The organism is Streptomyces sp. WM4235 (assembly GCF_001279725.1).
Classification (GTDB): domain Bacteria; phylum Actinomycetota; class Actinomycetes; order Streptomycetales; family Streptomycetaceae; genus Streptomyces.
Window position 1 is genome coordinate 1 of record NZ_LGDE01000436.1, and the last position, 19802, is coordinate 19802.

The 19802-nt window shown below is 73.2% G+C and carries 13 protein-coding genes; 5 read left to right on the forward strand and 8 right to left on the reverse strand.

Features of this window, described 5'->3' with window-relative positions; all coding sequences use genetic code 11:
• Positions 1–102: 102 nt before the first annotated feature.
• Positions 103–1695, reverse strand: coding sequence for a DUF6350 family protein (locus tag ADK55_RS40565; RefSeq protein WP_159041571.1), 1593 nt, complete (start codon positions 1693–1695; stop codon positions 103–105).
• A 120-nt stretch (positions 1696–1815) separates the two neighbouring features.
• On the opposite strand from ADK55_RS40565, the gene ADK55_RS27705 reads away from it, so the two are divergent.
• On the forward strand, positions 1816–3612 hold the full coding sequence (locus ADK55_RS27705; protein WP_053682550.1) for a transcriptional regulator: 1797 nt from the start codon (positions 1816–1818) through the stop codon (positions 3610–3612).
• Between the two features lie 82 nt (positions 3613–3694).
• On the opposite strand, the gene sucD is transcribed toward ADK55_RS27705, so the two are convergent.
• The 5 genes from sucD to ADK55_RS27730 form a co-directional block, all read right to left on the reverse strand.
• On the reverse strand, positions 3695–4585 hold the full coding sequence (gene sucD, locus ADK55_RS27710) for a succinate--CoA ligase subunit alpha (protein ID WP_053682551.1): 891 nt from the start codon (positions 4583–4585) through the stop codon (positions 3695–3697).
• Between the two features lie 21 nt (positions 4586–4606).
• Entirely contained in the window at positions 4607–5785 is a 1179-nt protein-coding gene (gene sucC, locus ADK55_RS27715; protein WP_053682552.1) for an ADP-forming succinate--CoA ligase subunit beta, read from the reverse strand.
• A gap of 365 nt (positions 5786–6150) precedes the next feature.
• Positions 6151–7422, reverse strand: coding sequence for a VWA domain-containing protein (locus tag ADK55_RS27720; RefSeq protein ID WP_420713691.1), 1272 nt, complete (start codon positions 7420–7422; stop codon positions 6151–6153).
• 182 nt (positions 7423–7604) lie between these two features.
• On the reverse strand, positions 7605–9866 hold the full coding sequence (locus ADK55_RS27725; RefSeq protein WP_053682553.1) for a DUF5682 family protein: 2262 nt from the start codon (positions 9864–9866) through the stop codon (positions 7605–7607).
• A complete protein-coding gene (locus tag ADK55_RS27730) occupies positions 9863–10969 on the reverse strand; it encodes an ATP-binding protein (protein ID WP_053682554.1) in 1107 nt (368 codons plus the stop codon). The genes ADK55_RS27725 and ADK55_RS27730 overlap by 4 nt, the downstream gene beginning before the upstream one ends.
• A gap of 134 nt (positions 10970–11103) precedes the next feature.
• Between ADK55_RS27730 and ADK55_RS27735 the strand changes: the two genes are divergently transcribed.
• Together ADK55_RS27735 and ADK55_RS27740 are read left to right on the forward strand one after the other, a co-directional pair.
• On the forward strand, positions 11104–12447 hold the full coding sequence (locus ADK55_RS27735) for an SWIM zinc finger family protein (RefSeq protein ID WP_053682555.1): 1344 nt from the start codon (positions 11104–11106) through the stop codon (positions 12445–12447).
• A gap of 248 nt (positions 12448–12695) precedes the next feature.
• Positions 12696–14255 carry a DUF5691 domain-containing protein gene (locus ADK55_RS27740; RefSeq protein ID WP_053682556.1) on the forward strand — a complete coding sequence of 520 codons (1560 nt, stop codon included), beginning with the start codon at positions 12696–12698 and terminating at the stop codon, positions 14253–14255.
• Between the two features lie 765 nt (positions 14256–15020).
• Here the strand turns inward: ADK55_RS27740 and ADK55_RS27745 are convergent.
• The gene (locus ADK55_RS27745) at positions 15021–15425 is read right to left on the reverse strand and encodes a cobalamin B12-binding domain-containing protein (RefSeq protein ID WP_053682557.1); all 405 of its coding nucleotides are present in this window, start codon (positions 15423–15425) and stop codon (positions 15021–15023) included.
• Positions 15426–15921: 496 nt separating this feature from the next.
• On the opposite strand from ADK55_RS27745, the gene ADK55_RS27750 reads away from it, so the two are divergent.
• Together ADK55_RS27750 and ADK55_RS27755 are read left to right on the forward strand one after the other, a co-directional pair.
• Positions 15922–16794 (forward strand): esterase/lipase family protein, encoded by an 873-nt coding sequence (locus ADK55_RS27750; RefSeq protein WP_234350284.1) that lies wholly within the window; start codon positions 15922–15924, stop codon positions 16792–16794.
• 391 nt (positions 16795–17185) lie between these two features.
• The gene (locus ADK55_RS27755; RefSeq protein ID WP_063839635.1) at positions 17186–18853 is read left to right on the forward strand and encodes a M23 family metallopeptidase; all 1668 of its coding nucleotides are present in this window, start codon (positions 17186–17188) and stop codon (positions 18851–18853) included.
• Positions 18854–19333: 480 nt separating this feature from the next.
• Here the strand turns inward: ADK55_RS27755 and ADK55_RS38820 are convergent, their stop codons facing one another.
• Entirely contained in the window at positions 19334–19801 is a 468-nt protein-coding gene (locus ADK55_RS38820) for a hypothetical protein (protein ID WP_159041572.1), read from the reverse strand.
• Position 19802: the final 1 nt, after the last annotated feature.

Sequence of the window (19802 nt, forward strand, 5' to 3'; positions counted from 1 at the left end):
CCGCCGCACCATCCCGGCCCCGCCCTGCCATCCCAGCCCCGCCCGCGTTTGAGGCGCCCGGCGCGGCCGGGGCCGGCAGCGACGACGCCGTCACCGTGACGACTACTCCGACGGCTTCCGCGACAGGACACGGGCCCCGGCCACCCCGGGAAGCAGCGGCGCGGCCCCTTCCGCCACGGCCGCTGGCTCTTCCGGCCCGGCCCCCGGCCCCACCGCAACGACCGGCGCCACCGCCGCCACCGGCGCCACGGAGACCACCGGCGGGGTCGAGGCCCCCGCCCCCGTCACCGGAGCCGCCACCGGAGCCGCGGCCACGGAATCCACCCCCACGGGAACCATCGGCGTGGCCGCCCGCCGAAGCGCCGCCCAGCGCAGTTCCCGTACCCCGGAGTCGTGCCATTCGTCGGCCGCGCCCGCGGCCCCCCGCACGGGCCGCGTCCGCCAGGCGTGCACCGCCACGGCCAGCGGCACCGCCAGCGCCAGCGTCCATCCCGTGGCCGCGGCGCCGACCTGCCACCACACCGGCCCGAAGCTCGCCAGGGCCGCCGCGCCCATCGGTCCGGCCGCCGCCGCCGCGAGCCCGGCCATCGCGAGCCCGCACACCACCGACCCCAGCGCGGCGGTGACCGCGGTCTCCCCGTACGAGACCTCCCGCGCCCGCCGCACCGCGAACCAGCCGACGCCCAGTCCCGCGGCCACCGGTACCGCGACCGCCGCCCAGGTCAGTGGCGTTCCGGAGCCTTCCGGTGGCAGGGCCGCGAGCAACGGGAACCTCGGCAGCGCGGGCGATCCCCCGAAGCCGAGCGGTGTGGCGGTCGCGCCGGTGCCCAGCGCGAAGCCGGGCCCCAGTCCGTACGCCGCGCCCCACACCATCGCGTTCGGGATCAGGGTGAGCGCGAGCAGCAGGACCGCGAACCGTCCCGACCACACTCCGGTCAGCGCGAGGAAGGATCCCTGGACCTCCGGGCCGTGCCAGGCCAGCGAGGCTCCGACGAGCAGGATTCCCCCGCCCAGGAGGACGAGCGTCCCGGCCGCGCCGGAGCGCAGGGCCAGCGCGTAGCGGGGGCGCGCGATTGCCGTTCGTACGCCCTTGGCCGCCCATCCCGGTGCCCAGGGCGGGAGCGTCACCGGCGGCCTGCCCCGGGCCTCCCACACTCCGCCGGCGGCGGCCAGTACGGCGACCAGCGGCACGTGCCAGGCGGCGCTCAGCGGATCGGCCGGCATCGGGCCGCCCGCCGCGTACACGGTGGCCATCGCTCCGACGGTCAGGTATCCGCAGGTCACGGCCGAGAAGACCACGCTCGGCGGCAGTACCTCGTCGTCCATGGAGCCGTCGCCCGAGGCGCTGCCGAGGCGCGCGGCCCGCCGCATCAGCAGCACCGGCAGCGCCACCAGGAGCAGCGGGGTCACTCCGACGGGCGCCGGTACACCGGAAAGAGTGTCGTAGCGGACGAGTTCCGTCCCGTGGGCCAGCAGCCACAGGCCCGCGGCGAGGTGCAGCGCGCCGCCGGGGCCGCTGTCGGGGTAGGGGGAGCTGATCCACAGCACGATCACGAGCACGGCCAGGAAGCCGAGCCCCAGTCCGGCGGCCACCGCGCCGCCCAGCACACAGGCGGCGGCGGCCGGTGAACGGCGCCGCGCGGCGGCCCGCGGGGCCGTCGGCAACAGGGTCCCGCGTTCGGTCACTTGGGTCACCCCGCCATGGTGCCAACGACACGCGCTATGGGCGGGTAACAGGCGAATGTCCGTGGTGTCGCTCAATATACGTTTTATGTACTTTTTCGCGCAGGACTGCCGGGTCGCGGGGAGTGTGGCATGACACAGGACGTCGAGACGGCCTCCGCCACCGGGGAGACCGATCTCCCCTCCCCCAAGGAGCGCCGCAGGCTGCGTGAAATCGCCGAGCTGACGCACGAGGACCTCGCGTCGACCCTGGGCGTCACCACGAACACGGCGCGCTCCTGGGAGAACGGCCGCACGGGCCCGCGCGGTCGCAAGCGCGAGGCGTACGCCAAGCTGCTCGCCCACCTCGCCCGCCTCGCCGCCGAGCAGACCGCGTCCGCCGCACCCCCGACCGAACCGACCGAACCGACCGAACCGGCTGAAGCGGCCGGACCGGCCGGACCGGCGGCTCCCGCAGCGACGACGGCGCGGGCCGCGACGGCCGTGGGCGCCACCCACGCCCCGCCCCCGGAGGCGGACGGCGGGTCCGACGCGGAAGCGGATACCGAGGCGGGCCCCACGCCCGCCTCCGAACCCGCCCGGCGCATGGCCGGCGCCGTGCGCGCCTTCGCCGCCGGCGGTCAGGCACGCCCCGCCGGCCGCCCGAACCGATCCAAGGGCGCCGCGAAGCGCGCCGCCAAGCCGGCGGCCTCCTTGGCTCGCCACGAGTCCAAGACCCCGGTGAGATCCGGCTCCGGCGCGGGCGGCGGCCACCCCGGCGGCGCGGAACCCCCTCCCGCCCCCGCGACGTCGGGGGGCCGGAACCGGTCCGACACGCCGGCCGAGGAGGTCGAGGCGGCACCTGCGGACAAGGTCGCCGACAAGGTCGAGGACCGGGTCGAGGCCGAGGCGGACGGGACCACGACGGACACGGCCACGACGGACACGGCCACGACGGGCAAGGAGACGCCGGCCGAGGTCCCGCCGGACACGACCGGAGCCGGAGCCGACAGGCAAGAGGCGGGCAGGGCCGAGACGGGCGAGCCCGAGGCGGACAGGACCGACGCGGACCGGGCCGGGGAGGTCGAGACCGAGAAGGAACCCGCGGCCGAGGCGGCCCCGGCTCCGGGATCCGCCCTCACCCCCGCCCAGGCCTTCGACGCGCTCTACGCGTACGCCGCCCCCGCCCTGGCACGCCAGACGTACTTGCTCACCGGCCGCCGCGCCCTCTCCCTGGAGGCCGTCGAGCGGGCGTTCCAGAACGCCTGGGAGCGCTGGCCCGAGGTCGCCACCGACCCGGATCCGGTGGGCTGGGTGCGCGCGGCCGCGTACGAGCACGCCCTGTCCCCCTGGCAGCGACTGCGACGCGCCCACCGCAACCCCGACCAGGCCCCGGCCGAGCCCGCGGACCGGATCCTGATGGACGCGATGCTGGCGCTCCCCACCACGCACCGGCGCACGGTGCTGCTCTACGACGGGGTCGGCCTCGACCTGCCCGACACGGCCGCCGAGACCGAGGCCACCACCCCCACCACCGGCATCCGGTTGCTCCACGCGCACGCCGACCTCGCCGACCGGATCCCCGAGTTGGCCGCCGCGCCGCCGGAGCGGCACTCCGCCCTGTTGCGCGAGCGCCTGGGCGCGGTCCGCCCGCCCGTACGGCTGGAGCCGCGCGAGGCGTCCGTCGTGCGCGTGGCGTGCGAGCGCCGGGCCCGGTTGTGGTCCCGCGCCGCGATCGGCCTGACCGCCGTGATCGCGGTGGCGACGGCGTACACGCTGACGACCGCCCCCACCCGGTACGAGCCTCCGGTCTCCCCCGGCGCGAACGTCACCGGGGTGCCCCCGCACAGCGGCCCGCAGGCGCTCACCGAGCGGAGCAAGGAACTCCACGACACGCTGCGCTTCCACCCGGCCGCCCGGCCCGACCGCCTCACGCCCACGGTGGGGTGACGGCCGACGGCACCACGCGAAACGGGCGTGGCCCGCGCCCCGAAGGGTGCGGGCCACGCCCGTACACGCGTACAGCGACTGCCTACTGAGCGGCGTTCAGGATCTCGCGCGCCAGCTTGGCGGTCTCGGTCGGCGTCTTGCCGACCTTCACGCCCGCGGCCTCGAGGGCTTCCTTCTTGGCCTGTGCGGTGCCGGAAGAACCGGAGACGATGGCGCCGGCGTGGCCCATGGTCTTGCCCTCGGGGGCGGTGAAGCCCGCGACGTAACCGACGACCGGCTTGGTGACGTTCTTCGCGATGAAGTCCGCCGCACGCTCCTCGGCGTCGCCGCCGATCTCGCCGATCATGACGATCAGGTCGGTGTCGGGGTCCGCCTCGAACGCCGCGAGGGCGTCGATGTGCGTGGTACCGATGACCGGGTCGCCACCGATGCCGACGGCGGAGGAGAAGCCGAGGTCACGGAGTTCGTACATCATCTGGTAGGTCAGCGTGCCGGACTTGGACACGAGACCGATGCGGCCGGGCTTGGTGATGTCGCCCGGGATGATGCCGGCGTTGGACTGGCCGGGGGTGATCAGACCCGGGCAGTTCGGGCCGATGATCCGCGTGGTGTTGCCCTTGGCGGTCGCGTACGCCCAGAAGGCGGCGGAGTCGTGCACCGCGATGCCCTCGGTGATGACGACGGCCAGCGGGATCTCGGCGTCGATGGCCTCGACGACGGCGGCCTTGGCGAAGGCCGGCGGGACGAAGAGGACGGAGACGTTGGCGCCCGTCTTCTCCATCGCCTCGGCGACGGAACCGAAGACCGGTACCTCGGTGCCGTCGAAGTCGACGGTGGTGCCGGCCTTGCGCGGGTTCACGCCGCCGACGATGTTGGTGCCGTCAGCCAGCATCAGCTTGGTGTGCTTCATGCCCGTGGCACCGGTCATGCCCTGGACGATGACCTTGCTGTCCTTGTTGAGGAAGATAGCCATGTGAGTCTGTGACCTCTGCCCTTACTTCGCAGCCGCGAGCTCGGCGGCCTTGTCGGCCGCGCCGTCCATGGTGTCCACGCGCTGCACCAGCGGGTGGTTGGCGTCCGACAGGATCTTGCGACCCAGCTCGGCGTTGTTGCCGTCGAGGCGGACGACGAGCGGCTTGGTGACCGCCTCGCCCTTGTCCGCCAGCAGCTGGAGTGCCTGGACGATGCCGTTGGCGACCTCGTCACACGCGGTGATGCCACCGAAGACGTTGACGAACACGGACTTGACGTCCGGGTCGCCGAGGATGATCTCCAGGCCGTTGGCCATGACGGCGGCGGAAGCGCCACCACCGATGTCCAGGAAGTTGGCGGGCTTGACGCCGCCGTGGTTCTCGCCGGCGTACGCGACCACGTCGAGGGTGCTCATGACGAGACCCGCGCCGTTGCCGATGATGCCGACCTCGCCGTCGAGCTTCACGTAGTTGAGGTTCTTCGCCTTGGCGGCGGCCTCAAGCGGGTTCGCGGCGGCGTGGTCCACGAACTCCTCGTGACCCGGCTGGCGGAACTCGGCGTTCTCGTCGAGCGAGACCTTGCCGTCGAGCGCGATGACGTCGCCGTTGGCGACCTTCGCGAGCGGGTTGACCTCGACGAGGAGCGCGTCCTCGGCGATGAAGGTGTCCCACAGGGTCACGAGGACCTCGGCGACCTTCTCGGCGACCGCGGCCGGGAACTTCGCCAGCGCGACGATCTCGCGCGCCTTCTCGATGGTCACGCCCTCGTTGGCGTTGACCGGGACCTTCGCGAGGGCCTCGGGGGTCTTCTCCGCGACCTCCTCGATGTCCATGCCGCCCTGCACCGAGGCCATGGCCAGGAAGGTGCGGTTGGTGCGGTCGAGGAGGTACGAGACGTAGTACTCCTCGAGGATCTCGGGAGCGGTCTCGGCGATCATCACCTTGTGGACCGTGTGGCCCTTGATGTCCATCCCGAGGATGTCCGTCGCCCGGGCCACGGCCTCGTCCGGGGTCGCGGCAAGCTTCACGCCGCCGGCCTTGCCTCGGCCACCGACCTTCACCTGCGCCTTGACGACCGACTTGCCGCCCAGCCGCTCGGTGGCCTCGCGCGCCGCCTCAGGCGTGTCGATCACTTCACCGGCCAGCACCGGTACACCGTGCTTGGCGAAGAGGTCCCTCGCCTGGTACTCGAACAGGTCCACGCGCGTCCGTCCCTTGTCTTCAAAGATTCGCAGTGATTCGCGGTTGTCTGCTATCTGCGTGGGCGTGCCGCGGAGGGCAACGTGACGGCGCTGTCACAAGGAAGGCGCACACGGTGACCGTGGACGCGGCATGTCCGTCCCGCAGGTTATCCCCGTGGGCCGTGGGTCCCTAAATCGCAGATCACACCTGAGCGGTGATACCTGTCACAGATCGCCTGACGGTTGAACTGCGCGTTCGTGTGATCTGCCGATGTGCGGACGCGATGGGCCGGGGATGAGCGGGCGGTGTTCGCCGGGGTGGACGGCGGGTGGGACGGACGGTGGACCACCGGTGTGCCGCCTGAGGCCACCGGTGGTCAGGCGCTTCAGGGAATCGGCAGGGGCCGTTTCTCCAGCGCGGCGGCCATCACGTCCGGGAACAGGTCGGGGGTGCAGGCGAAGGCGGGCGCGCCGAGCGCCGCGAGCGCCGCCGCGTGCTGGTGGTCGTAGGCGGGGGCGCCCTCGTCGGACAGCGCGAGCAGGGTCACGAACTCCACTCCGGCCGCCTTCATGGAGGCGACCCGCTTGAGCATCTCGTCGCGGATGCCGCCCTCGTAGAGGTCGCTGATGAGAACGACGACGGTGTCGGCGGGCCGGGTGATCTTGGACTGGCAGTGGGCGAGGGCGCGATTGATGTCCGTGCCGCCGCCGAGCTGGGTGCCGAAGAGGACGTCCACCGGATCGGTGAGCCGATCGGTCAGGTCCACGACGGAGGTGTCGAAGACGACGAGGCGCGTGGAGATCGACCGCATCGAGGCGAGCACCGCGCCGAAGACGGAGGCGTAGACGACGGAGGCGGCCATCGAGCCGGACTGGTCGATGCAGAGGATCACCTCCTTCTTCACGGACCGGGCCGCCCGGCCGTATCCGATCAACCGTTCGGGGACGACCGTGCGGTGCTCGGGAAGGTAGTTCTTGAGGTTGGCGCGGATCGTCCGGTCCCAGTCGATGTCGTGGTGGCGGGGGCGGCTGATCCGCGCCGAACGGTCCAGGGCGCCCGTGAGCGTGGCCCTGGTGCGGGCCGCCAGCCGCTTCTCCAGTTGCTCGACCACCTTGCGGACCACGGCCCGCGCCGTCTCCCGGGTCGTCTCCGGCATCGCCTTGTTCAGGGAGAGGAGGGTGCCGACCAGGTGGACGTCCGGCTCCACGGCCTCCAGCATCTCCGGCTCCATCAGCAGGGACGCGAGCCCGAGGCGCTCGATCGCGTCGCGCTGCATCACCTGGACCACGGAAGCGGGGAAGTACGTCCGGATGTCCCCGAGCCAGCGGGCCACCCGGGGCGCCGACCCGCCGAGACCGGCGGAGCGCTCGCCCTGCGGCTTGCCGTTGCCGGCGCCGCCGGCGCTGCCGTAAAGGGCGCCGAGTGCGGCCTCCATCGCCGCGTCCCGCCCGGCGAGGGCGTGGCCGGTCCCGTCGCCCTCGCCCCCTCCGAGCACCATCCGCCACCGGCGCAGCCGCTCGGCATCCGTGGTGCCGGTCCCCGTGGTGCCGGTCCCCGTGGTGCCGGTCCCCGTCGTGCCGGTGTCCGTCGTGCCGGTGTCCGCCGTGCCGGTCTTCGTCGCGCCGGCGTCCGCCGTGCCGGTCTCCGTCGTCGTCATGTGCTCCGTCGCTGCCGTGTTCCCCGTCGCCGTCATGTGCCCCGCCCTCCCCGTCGCGCTGTCGCCCATGGCCCCGTCGCCCACTGCCGCCCCGTTCCCCATCGCGCCATCCCCCGTCACCCCGTCCCTCTCGCCCGCGCTGTCATCCCGCCGGCGTCACCGTCGGCGCCGTCATCCCGCCGTCATCCCGCCGGCGTCGCGAGGATCAGCCGGACCAGCTCCGCCGCGGCGTCGGCCCGTATCGGATCCGGCTCGGCGGCGAAACCCTCGGGGCCCGAACCGGCCCGGCCCCTCCCGGACCTGTCTCCGGGGCCGCGGCGGACCAATTCACCCAGGGTGCGCTTCACGCCCGACTCGTACGCCCCGAACGTTCGGCGCAGCAGGGGCAGTACGTCGATGAACGCCCCCTCCGGCACCGACACCAGCCACGTGTCGATCAGGCCCAGCAGCCGGTCGTCGTGGATCAGCAGGGTCCCGCCGCCCGCGCCGCCGCCCGCGAAGCCCTCGATCCAGCCCGCCGCGTCGGCCGGGGCGGTCGCCGGGGAGAGCGCCAGCCCCATGAGCCGCGCCGTCTCCTCGGGCGGCAACCGTCCGTCGTCGAGCAGCAGCCGGGTGGCGCGGCCCCGTATCGTCCCGGGCACGCCGTCGCGGCCGGCGAGCGTCCGCAGCACCGTCGCCCAGCGCTCCGGCAGGCCGTCCACCTCCAGGAGGGCGATTGCGCCGTGCACCCCGTCCACGTGCCCGCGCAGTTCGGCCGCGCCGTCGGCGTCCAGGCCCGCCGCGCAGGCGGGCGGCAGTGCCACGCAGATCCGGTCCGCGAGCCCGACCGCGACCGTGCCGAGGGCCGTCGCGTCGGTGCCGCGCACGTCCCCGTACCGCAGCGAACGGGCGAGCGCGGGCAGGGCCTCGGCGAGCCGCGCCACGTCGGTGGCGAGCGCCGCCCGGTCGGCGAGGGCCCGCAGCACGGCGGGCAGCGCCTCGGACAGCCCGGCCGACAGGCACCGCTCGGCCAGGGTCGTGACCTCGCCCAACTCCGTTGCCGCGACGGCGTCGGCCTCGACCTTGGCCGTGGCGGCGCCGACGACGGTGGTGCCCCAGATGCCGGCTTCCGCGACCCGTACCGACAGCTCCGGTTCCCAGCGGAGCCGCCAGGTCTCGCGGAAGGTTCCGGTGCTGCCCCGGGAGGCGGTGGGTGTCCCCCAGTCGATGCCGAGCAGCCGCAGCCGGTGCAGCAGGAGGGACTTGGCCGTGTCGGTGTCCTTGCGGAGGTCGAGTTCCAGGTCCCGCTCCTGCGCCTCGACCTTGAGCCGCAGGGCGCGCTGCCGTCGGGTGAGGTCCCGTTGGAGCGGTACGACGGGTGCGGCGTCGGGGACCTCGCCGAGAACGTCCCCGACGACGAGGCGGTCCTCGATCAGCGCGAGGGGGACGTCGGAGCCGTCGCACATCACCGCCCGCACCGCTTCGAGGGTCTCGGTGAGGCCCGCAACGGGGCGTCCGCGCACGACGGCCAGGGTCTCGGCGAGCCGGACCGCCTCGATGACGTGGGCGGGGCCGACCTGCCGGTCCTCGGCCCGCAGCAGTCCGGCGGCCCGGGTGAGCCAGCGTTCGAGGGGCCGGTCACGGGACTCGAAGAGGTGGGCGTACCAGCCGGGCGAGGTCACGCCGGCTCCGTACCCGTCCGCGCGGGCGAGCCGGCGGTGGGTCCAGGGCACCCAGGTGGTCTCCACCTTGACCTTGGGCAGCCCGGTGAGCAGGGCCCTGTCGGCGGCGGCGGTGGTCCTCGCGCGCAGGGCCGGGACGTGCCAGGCGCCGCAGACCACGGCGTAGGCGTCGCCGAACTCCTTGCGGGCGGCGCGCATCCGCTGCCGCATGTGGGCCTCGCGCACCCGGTCGCTCGGGTGCCCGCCGTCCCCGTACGCCTCGCGCAGGGCTCCCATGGCCTCGCCGAGGGCCTCGAAGGTCGCGCGGGGGTCCCGGACGGCTCCGCTGCCCCGGTGCTCGACGACGTCCTCCCACCAGCGTTCGGGGTCGTCGTACCCGGCGGTCTCGGCGAGTACGGCGAGGGGGTCGATCCGTACGGCGTCGGGGTCGGGCGCCTGCGGATCCCGGGGGGCGGCGAGCGTGTGCGCGGCGGGCAGGTCGATGAACCGCACGGGCACGTCGCGTTCTTGCGCCCAGCGCAGGGCGGTCCACTCCGGGGAGAACCCGGCGAGGGGCCAGAACGCGGCCCTGCCGGGGTCGTCCGCGGCGTGCGCGAGGAGCGCGACCGGCGGTCTCATCCCGGGCTCGGCGGCCAGGGGCAGCAGGGCGTCGCCCTCGGGTGGTCCCTCGATGAGGACCGCGCGGGGGGTCGCGGCGTCGAGCGCGGCCCGCACCGCGCGGGCGGAGCCCGGTCCGTGGTGCCGGACGCCCAACAGCAGGGGCCCCGCGGCCTCGGGGCTCATGAGGACACCTCCCGGCAGGCGCGGTAGAAGTCCTTCCAGCCGTCGCGTTCGCGGACGACGGTCTCCAGGTACTCCTGCCAGACGACACGGTCGGCGGCCGGGTCGCGGACGACGGCGCCGAGGATGCCGGCGGCCAAGTCGGAGGAGCGCAGGACGCCGTCGCCGAAGTGGGCGGCGAGTGCCAGGCCTCCGGTGACCACGGAGATGGCCTCGGCGGTGGACAGGGTGCCGCTGGGGGATTTGACCTTGGTGCGGCCGTCGCCGGTGATCCCGTCGCGCAGCTCGCGGAAGACGGTGACGACGCGGCGGATCTCCTCCAGTCCCTCGGGCACGGCCGGCAGGTCGAGGGCGCGGCCCATCTGGTCGACGCGTCGGGCGACGATGTCGACCTCGGCCTCGGCGGTGGCGGGCAGCGGGAGGACGACGGTGTTGAAGCGGCGGCGGAGCGCGCTGGAGAGCTCGTTGACGCCGCGGTCGCGGTCGTTGGCGGTGGCGATCAGGTTGAAGCCGCCCACGGCCTGCACTTCCTGGCCGAGTTCGGGTATCGGCAGTGTCTTCTCGGACAGGACGGTGATCAGGGTGTCCTGGACGTCGGCGGGGATGCGGGTGAGTTCCTCGACGCGGGCGGTCATGCCGTCGGCCATGGCGCGCATGACGGGGCTGGGTACGAGGGCTTCCCTGCTGGGGCCGTGCGCCAGGAGGCGGGCGTAGTTCCAGCCGTACCGGATGGCCTCCTCGGGGGTGCCCGCGGTGCCTTGGACAAGCAGCGTGGAGTCGCCGCTGACGGCGGCGGCGAGGTGTTCGGACATCCAGGTCTTGGCGGTGCCGGGGACCCCGAGGAGGAGCAGGGCCCGGTCGGTGGCGAGCGTGGTGACGGCGACCTCGACGATGCGCCGAGGTCCGACGTACTTGGGTGTGACGACCGTGCCGTCGGGCAGTTCCCCGCCGAGGAGGTATGTCGCGACGGCCCACGGGGAGAGCTTCCAGCGGCTCGGGCGGGGCCGGTCATCGGCTGCGGCCAAGGCTTTCAGTTCGTGCGCGAAGGCGTCTTCGGCGTGCGGGCGCAGCACTTCGGTACCGGTGCCGTTCTCGGGCATGGTCATGGTCCCCCTCCAATGCTCGGCAGCCGCGTCGGACTGCTGTGACCACGGTGCACCACCCCACTGACAACGGCCCTCGCAAGGACGGTTGTTGCAGGTCAGAGCGATTGTCAGTGGGGGTCTCTACGGTGGGACACATGACTGAGCAGGAGGTCCGCTGGACGGCGGAACAGGTACTGGCTCTGGCTCCTGACGACGTGTCGAGAAAGGCGGGGGGAAAGCTTGGTGGGGCGGGTCCGTGGTCACAGATCGGAGGTTCCGCTTCCGGTTCTCTGTGGGGGTTGTGCGAGGGCAGCGGCAGTCGGCCGTACCGGACGGTCGTGGATCTGACGGGCCCCGCGTACAAGTGCTCTTGTCCGAGCCGGAAGTTCCCGTGCAAGCACGCGCTGGGACTGCTGCTGGTCTGGGCCGCGGAAGGGGTGGGGGACCCGGCACCGGCGCCGGACTGGGCGCGGGAGTGGTTGACCGGGCGGGCGGAGAAGACCGCACGGCCGTCCGCCGGGCAGGCCGGGCCGGTGGACGAGGAGGGGGCTCGCCGGCGGGCCGAACGGAGGGCGGCCCGGGTGGGCGCGGGCGTCGTCGAGTTGGAGCGGCGGCTCACCGATCTGCTGCACGGCGGTCTGGCCGGGCAGGAACAGGCGGGGTACGCGGGATGGGAGGAGACCGCGGCACGAATGGTCGACGCTCAGGCGCCCGGACTGGCCGCGCGGGTGCGGGAGTTGGGGACAATACCCGGTTGCGGCCCCGGCTGGCCCGCCCGGATGCTTGAGGAGTTCGCGCTGCTGCACCTGCTGAACAAGGCCTGGTTGGGGGTGTCCGGGCTGCCGGAGCAGTTGGCCGCGACGACGAGGAACCGGGTGGGGGTGCCGGTGTCCGCGGAGGGCGAGGTCGTAAGGGATCGCTGGCTCGTGTTGGCCCAGTACGACTCGGTTTCCCCGGACGGGCGGCTCACCACCCGCCGGATCTGGCTGCGGGGGCAGGAGAGCGGTCGTCCGGCACTGGTGTTGGACTTCGGTCCACCGGGGCGGCCTCCGGGATTGGCGTTGCCGATCGGACTGGTGTGGGAGGCGGAAGCCCGCTTCCGCCCGGGCTCCGCGGGGCTGCGTGTCGACCTCGGGGAGCGCCTCTCGGCGGCGACGCCGGGCACCGGGGCGCCGGCCGGGATCGGTATGGCTGCCGCGCTGGAGGCGTACGGGACCGCTCTGCGGGTGGATCCCTGGCTGGAGTCCTGGCCGGTGGTCCTGGGCCCGGTGGTGCCGATACCGGGCGAGGCGGGCTGGCAACTGGCGGACTCGGAGGGGACGTCCGCCCTGCCCGTGCCCCTGTCGGGGTCGGGCAGCGGGTCCCGAACGGGCCTGTGGCAGTTGGCCGCGTTGTCGGGCGGGGGCCCGGTGACGGTGTTCGGCGAGGTCGGCCATCGCGGGTTCACGCCCCTGACGGCGTGGCAGCCGGGATCGGCCGAGCCGATACCGCTGGTCTGACCGGGCCGGGGGGCCCGGATCGGACCGGAGGGAAGAGCAGGAGGCGACCGACGCGGGGGAGCGTCGGCGCCGGGGAGGGAACGGCGGCGCGGGGGCGCCGTCGTGTGTGAACGAGAAAGCCGGGGGGCTTTGATGGACGACAACCACGCCAGCTGAAGCACGATTTAACGCGACAAATCCAAGTACTGCTCCGGTCCCGTGGAGGGGGCGGGACCGGAGCCCGGGGACATCACGAGGGAGGGGGTCGCATGGACACGGCACACGAGGAGTGGGACGAGCTGGTCGGCGCCGCGCTGTTGGGCACGGGTCGGCGCCGGGGCGGCTCGCCGGAGGCCCTGTTGGACGCGGCGGCCGTGCGGACCGTACGGCGCCGGGCCGGGCTGCGGCCGGCCGAGGCCGCCCCGAGACCGGAGCCGGCGGCGCACGATCCGCGACCCGAGCCGCCGGACGCGGCACGCCGACGGCTCGCGCAGCTGTTGGCGGGCCGGACCGCCGCGGGCGGGTCCGGCGGGCGGCGGGGGGCCGCCCCGGATCTGACGGAGTTGTTGCCGCAGTGGTTGGCGGCGGCCGGACGCCACGGTTACCGCGCGCCGGCGGCGCTCGTACCGGCGCTGTTGGACGCGGCCCGGGCCCGGACCGATCTGCGACCGCCTGCCCTGGCCCTGGCCGGGGCGCGCGGCCTGTGGCTGGCCCGACTGAATCCGGACTGGCGGTTCGCGCTGCGGGGCGGGACGGGGGACACCGGCGGCCTGCCCGACGCGGCGGATCGAGAGGCGGTGGAAAACCTGTGGGAGGAGGGGCTGTTCGCCGAGCGGGTGGCCCTGTTGGGCACCGTACGGGCTCATGAGCCGGCGGCGGCGATCCGGCTGCTGGCGACCACCTGGGCCACCGAGCGGGCCGAGGACCGGCTGATGTTCCTCGATTCGCTGCGGGTGGGGCTGTCGCCGGCCGACGAGGAGTTCCTGGAGTCGGCCCTCGGCGATCGGAGTCGCAACGTCCGGGCGACGGCGGCCGAGCTGCTGTCCGCGCTGACGGGTTCCGCGCTGGCCGGCCGGATGGCGGAGCGGGCACTGGCCTGCGTGGGCCCCGAAGGGGTGGAACCGCCGGCCGACTGCGACGCGGGCATGCTCCGGGACGGGGTGGTGAGACGACCGCCGGCGGGACGCGGGGAGCGGGCCTGGTGGCTGGGGCAGCTCGTGGAGGCCGCGCCGCTGTCCTGCTGGCGGGGCCGCTTCGGGGGGCTGACCCCGGCGGAGATCGTGGCCTTGCCGGTCGCCGAGGGCTGGGCGGAGGAACTGCACGCGGCCTGGTGCCGGGCGGCCGTGCGCCAACGTGACCCCGCGTGGTCGAAGGCCCTGCTCGGTTCGGCCTCCGCACCACCGGCGGCGGGACCGGGTACGGCGTCGCTGGCCGAGCGGGCGAAGCTGCTGTCGATCCTTCCCGACGGGGAACGGGCCGAGTGGGTGGCGGAGTTCGTCCGGGCCCACGGGCTGTCGGAGGCGTTCCAGTTGCTGGGGGTCTGCGTGGTGCCGTGGGCGGGGACGCTGGGACGGGCGGTGGTCGACGCGCTGGACACGGCACGGGAGGCCGGGAGCTACCCGTGGAGCTTCAGCGGGGTGATGGGACTGGCGGAACGCTGCCTGGATCCGACGGAAGCGGGTCGGCTGGAAGCGCTGACCGCGGCGTCACAGGACCCGCCGGACGCGTCGCCGGGAGCGGCCGCCTACTGGGCGGAGGCCTTTCAGAGACTGGTGGCCACCTTGCGCGTGCGCGCGGCCATGCTCGCGGAACTGACCCCGCCCGGCTGACCCTCCGATCGCCCGCCGCCCGCCGCCCGCCGCTTGGTGGCGCGGCGCGAACGGGACAAGCGAAGCCCCGCCTGCCGGCCCGTCGGGTCGGCGGGCGGGGCGGTCGGCGGGTCGGCGGGGCGGCGGGCGCGGCGATCGGCGGGGGCAGTCAGCAGGCGCGGCGGTCAGCGGGCGCGGCGATCGGCTGGGGCGGCGATCGGCTGGGGCGGTCAGCGGGGGCAGGACCCGGCACCTTCCGCAGCGGAGTCGGCCGGGCCGCCCTCCGAGGTCGTGCCCGCCCGGGTGCCCGCAGGGGGACCGCCCGGGTGCCCGCAGGGCCCGCTCCCCCGGTCAGGCCGGCCGGGGCCCGCGCCCGCGGTTTCGGCGCCGCGCCCAACCCGCGCCTGCGGTTTCGGCGCCGCGCCCAGCAGGACGTAGGGCGGCGCCGCGCATAGAACGTACGCGGGGCCACCGGAGGGCGTACGCGGACGCCCGACAGCGCGCCATCAGGTGCGGTGCCGGGCCCGGGGGACCTTAAGGGGGCGGACCAGGGCGTCTCTGTTCCGGATCTTGCCGGTCAGGGTCGCGGTGTCCGGTGCCGTGCCGGTCAAGGCGGAGGGAACCCCGGGTACTGGACGCACTCGGGCGCCCCGACAACGCCGCCTGGCCGGTGCCGGACGTTGCGGCAGCCTGCCCGGCAAGCCGAGGCCCAGCCGGACGGGACCGACGACGCCGCCGGGCCCGGTGCCGGGCGTTGCGGCCCCGGCAAGATCCGAATGATCCGGACTAGCCCTGGCGCACGTTGCCGTTGACCCAGTCCACGATCGCGGTCGTCGTGGCGCCCGGGGTGAAGATCTCGGCGACGCCCTTGGCCTTGAGGGGGGCGATGTCGTCCTCCGGAATGATCCCGCCGCCGAAGACCTTGATGTCTTCCGCGTCGCGCTCCTTGAGGAGCTCCAGCACGCGCGCGAACAGCGTGTTGTGCGCGCCCGAGAGGATCGACAGGCCGATCGCGTCGGCGTCTTCCTGGATCGCGGTGTCGACGATCTGCTCGGGAGTCTGGTGGAGGCCCGTGTAGATGACCTCCATGCCCGCGTCCCGCAGCGCACGCGCGATCACCTTGGCGCCGCGGTCGTGGCCGTCGAGACCCGGCTTGGCCACCACCACACGGATCGGACCGGTCACACCCATCGCACTGCCTCCCGAGTGAACGAACGTTAAGTACAGCATCGCGCACGCCGCCGTTTCGCGGTCAACCAGGAGGGGGAAATCACACGTGGGACGCCATTGATTCACCGCACCGAGTCGCCCCGCCACCGCGCCGTCAGCCGCCCGGCGCGGCGGTGGGGCGACATCGGCTTCACGGCCGCGTACCCAGCCACATACCCAAGAGGCCCAGGGGAGGCCGTTCATGGGGCTGTCGAGCACGCCGCCATCCCTCCCACTTCCCGGACCCGGATCACTTCCTGGACCACTTCCTGGACCACTTCCCGTACCGCTTCCCGGACCGAGGCCGGTTCCGGAATCCGCTTCGAGGCCGGTTCCGGAATCCGTGCACGGATCCGTGCCGGGATCCGTGCCGGACGTCGTCGCCCCGGAGTCCGCCCCGACCCGCCCGGCCCTGCCGTCCCTGTTTCTGCGGTCCCTGTCTCCGGCATCCCTGTCTCTGCCGGCCCTGTCCTTACCGCTGTCGCTGTCGCTGCCCCTGCCGCTGTCCCTGATCGCCTCCGGGGCCGCCCTGCGCGCCGCCGCGCTGGAGGCCGTGGTACTCACGGGACACCTGTTGCTGTATCCCACCGGGGTGCGGGAGGAGCGTCCGGCCGCCGGGCCGGCCGCCGGGGCCTGCGGGCAGCGACCGCCCGCCCTGCTGCTGCACGGCTTCAACGACAACCGATCGATCTTCGTCCTGCTGCGGAGGGCCCTCGGAGCGGACGGCCTGCGGCGCGTGGAGACGTACAACTACTCGCCCTTTACCCGGGATCTGCGCGCCACCGCCCGCCATCTCGCCCGTCGCGTCGAGGACCTCTGCGAGCGCAGCGGGCAGGAGCGCGTGGACCTCGTGGGGCACAGCCTCGGTGGACTGGTCGCGCGGTACTACGTCCAGCGGCTCGGCGGTGACGCCCGGGTGCGGACACTCGTCACGTTGGGCACCCCGCACGCCGGCACCCGCGTGGCCCCTTTCATGGACGCGCACCCGCTGGTCCGCCAGATGCGACCCGACTCCGAGGTGATGGCCGAACTCGCCGCGCCCTCGCCCGGCTGCCGGACCCGGTACGTGGCATTCTGGAGCGAGTTCGACGCGATCATGGCGCCGACCGGGACCGCCCGCATCGAACACCCGGACCTCGACGCGGAGAACGTGCTGGTCACCGGTATCGGGCACCTGGCTCTCGCGGTTCACCCCGCGGTGATCGCCGCGGTGCGTCGAGCCCTCGACGACCTGACGGCCCACGCACGAACCACCGACCGCACCGCCGACCGCACCGTCGTCGGGACCGCCGTCGGAACCACCGACCGCACCGCCGGCTCGGAGACCGAGGGTCGGAGCCTGGCCGTCTGAACCCCCGACGAACCGGGGCACGACACACCGGGATCCGGGACGAAACCGGTGCAACGCGAGCCCCAGCCACCGGAACTGGTAAGTCCGCTCTGACGCACGGTGACGACGAGCCGCTCGATCCTCGCGACACTGTCCCCACCGGGCGGTTTCGCCGAGACGGACGTCTTGCACATTCCGCCCCTGGAGTCGAACACATTTCGAACTCAAGGCCAAGGCTGCGTCTTTGTGCGACCGAAAGGCGGCCGAATGCCCGGTTCCCGCGATACCGGCCTCCGCCGAAGATTGTCGTTGCCTGTGACCGACGGGTACAGTCGCGCCACTGCTCTCCTCCGGTGAACCTTGAGTTCACCGGCCACCCAGGCCCCCCACTGCCGAGGCGAAAGAGAAGTTGGTGAACGACCGCCCCCCGTCGGGCCAGTACCCCGAAACCGGGTACGACGGCCTTACCACCACCACTTTCGCTGGTGACCAGGCCTACGTTTCCTACGAAACGCAGGGCCAGGGCTACAACTACGGTGTGTCCGGCACCTATGACGCCTACGGCTCGTACGAGTCCACCGGCACGTACGACGCCACCGCCTGGGCCTCGCAGGAGAGTTACCTGACGAACGTCCCCACCCAGGGCGCCCCCGAGGACACCACCGGGCAGTGGGACGCGAGCGCCTGGACCTCCGCCGGCTCCGACTACCAACCGGCGTCCTTCGGTTACGAGTCCGGCGGCGCGGAGCAGACCGGCCAGTGGTCCACTTTCACCGGCTACCCCCAGGACACCGGCGCGTACGACGCCACCGCGTGGAACGGCGGGGCCGACACGTTCGACCTCACCGGCCCGGCGACGGTCACCGCGAGTGTGCAGGACTATCCGTCGCAGTCCGACGGCGGATACGCGTACGCGTACGGCCACGACACCACGCAGGCCGCCCCCGCGGACTCCCTCTCGTACGAGGCCGCCTACGAGCCCGCGTACGAGGCGACCACCGTCGTCCCGATCACCGTCGTCGATCCGTACCCGAGCACCGACCCGTATCCCGGCGCCGACCCGTACGCGAACGACGAGCGGCACACGAACGCCGATCCGTACGCGAACAACGACACGTACGCGAACAACGATCTGCACGCCGCCGACACCGCCGTCTTCGAGGCCGTCACCGACGCGCTCCCGGAGGACGTGCCGGAGCCGCGGGGCGCCGTTCACGACATGCCCACCCAGGCCATGCCCGTGACGCCCCGCGCGGAGAACGAGCCGCGGCCCACGCGCCGCGCCGGCGCTCCCGCCAAGGGCGCCGCCAAGAATTCCGCGAGGGCGGGCGGCAGCAGCCGTCGGCGCACTCCGGCGAAGCGTTCCGCCCTGTTGACGGTGGCCGTTCCCTCCGCCTGCGTGATGGGGGTGGCGGGAGTCGCCGCCGCGTCCGTCGGCGGACTCGCCGGTGGCGCCGAGAAGCCCGCCGAGGAACCCGTCACCATGGCGGCGCCCGACCCGGCCTCGGTGAAGCCGATCGCCGCGAACAACAAGCTCGACACGCAGTTGGCCGCGCTCAGCGCCGACGCGGGCGACTTCGCCGACCGTGCGAGCCGCACCCAGGAGCGCATCGACCTCCGCGAGCGCCAGTTGGAAGAGAAGAAGAAGCGCGCCGAGGAGGCCGCGGCCAAGGAGGCCGCCCGCCCCAAGTTCGCCGTCCCGGTCGCCCAGCACGGTTTGAGCGCCGGTTTCGGCCAGGCCGGCGGCATGTGGATGTCGGTGCACACCGGCATCGACTTCCCGGTCTCGTACGGCACTCCGGTCATGGCCGCCACCGACGGCACCGTGCGCACCCAGTTCAACAGCGCCTACGGCAACATGGCCATATTGACCTCGCCCGACGGCACCGAGACCTGGTACTGCCATCTGAGCAGCACCAAGATCCGGTCCGGCAAGGTCAAGGCCGGTGAGGTGATCGCCTACTCCGGCAACTCGGGCAACTCCACCGGCCCGCACCTGCACTTCGAGGTCAGGCCCGGCGGCGGCTCCCCGATCGACCCCCAGGCATGGCTGCGCAGCCACGGCCTGGACCCGAGCTAGAGCCCGCCCCTTCCCGCCGGCGGGCGGTCCGGCCCACGTGTCCGATCCGCGTACCCGGCACACGCCCACGGCCACACCCACGCCCACGCCCACGGCCCGGACGTACGGGTCGAGCGACGGGCCGACCCGATCCCACAGGCCGTCCCGCCGCGCCCCGGCGAACTCCGTCCGCCGTACGCCGTACGCGCTGGTGCCGGATCAGGCAACGTTTGCCCTGTTGTTGTCCCGTCTCAAAGGATCTGGTTCGCGACTCAGGATGTGACCTGCGGTGACCAGATCGTTTGAGATGTCCTGCCGTTCGGTTTCTCAGCCGATGTGGTTCGGCGGCAATGGACTGCGATCCTCGTCTCAGCTGATCTGGTCTGGTTCGGGCGGGCTGAACCGGTTCTGGTTCTGGGTGGGCAGCCACTCCTGATGTTCCGGAAGATCGTGGCAAGGCCGCCGGGGCTGCAGGGGAACGTCACAGTGATATCTGGAAGCTCAGTGCATCGGCCTGTAGATCTTTGCGGATGGCGTTGCGTAGCGACGGAGACGGTCGTCGTAGGTCGACAGATCTGCCTCGTAGCCCGGCGTGTGCACGTCTTGGCCTTGGGCGATGCGATCGCGCAGTGCACGCAGGGCCTGGAAGGCGGCGTCCGCTGCCAGGACGACCGGCTCCGACGCGGTCAGCGCTATGTGCTCGCGGACCTGCACCAGTCCGACTTCTCGGAACGCCGCTCTTGCCGCCAGATCGCGGGAGACCTCCGGTGGATGACCGCCCAGCGAAACCATGCGCAGAGCCTGATTGGCTTCGTGTAGGGCGGCCAGATATGCGACGTAGATGTCTCTCTGCGCACTGAGTTGGCGTTCGTCTCGTTCCCGCCCCCAACGCACACGCTCCAACAGGAAAGCCGACCCAAGCCCGACAACAGCTCCAAGGACGGTGGACACCAGCGTGACCCATGACATG

Bases quoted from the DNA above. Each gene is read 5' to 3' on its own strand.
- ADK55_RS27705 (WP_053682550.1), top strand. From the start codon at position 1,816: ATGACACAGGACGTCGAGACGGCCTCCGCCACCGGGGAGACCGATCTC.
- sucD (WP_053682551.1), bottom strand. From the start codon at position 4,585: ATGGCTATCTTCCTCAACAAGGACAGCAAGGTCATCGTCCAGGGCATG.
- ADK55_RS27720 (WP_420713691.1), bottom strand. From the start codon at position 7,422: ATGACGACGACGGAGACCGGCACGGCGGACGCCGGCGCGACGAAGACC.
- ADK55_RS27725 (WP_053682553.1), bottom strand. From the start codon at position 9,866: ATGAGCCCCGAGGCCGCGGGGCCCCTGCTGTTGGGCGTCCGGCACCAC.
- ADK55_RS27730 (WP_053682554.1), bottom strand. From the start codon at position 10,969: ATGACCATGCCCGAGAACGGCACCGGTACCGAAGTGCTGCGCCCGCAC.
- ADK55_RS27735 (WP_053682555.1), top strand. From the start codon at position 11,104: ATGACTGAGCAGGAGGTCCGCTGGACGGCGGAACAGGTACTGGCTCTG.
- ADK55_RS27740 (WP_053682556.1), top strand. From the start codon at position 12,696: ATGGACACGGCACACGAGGAGTGGGACGAGCTGGTCGGCGCCGCGCTG.
- ADK55_RS27745 (WP_053682557.1), bottom strand. From the start codon at position 15,425: ATGGGTGTGACCGGTCCGATCCGTGTGGTGGTGGCCAAGCCGGGTCTC.
- ADK55_RS38820 (WP_159041572.1), bottom strand. From the start codon at position 19,801: ATGTCATGGGTCACGCTGGTGTCCACCGTCCTTGGAGCTGTTGTCGGG.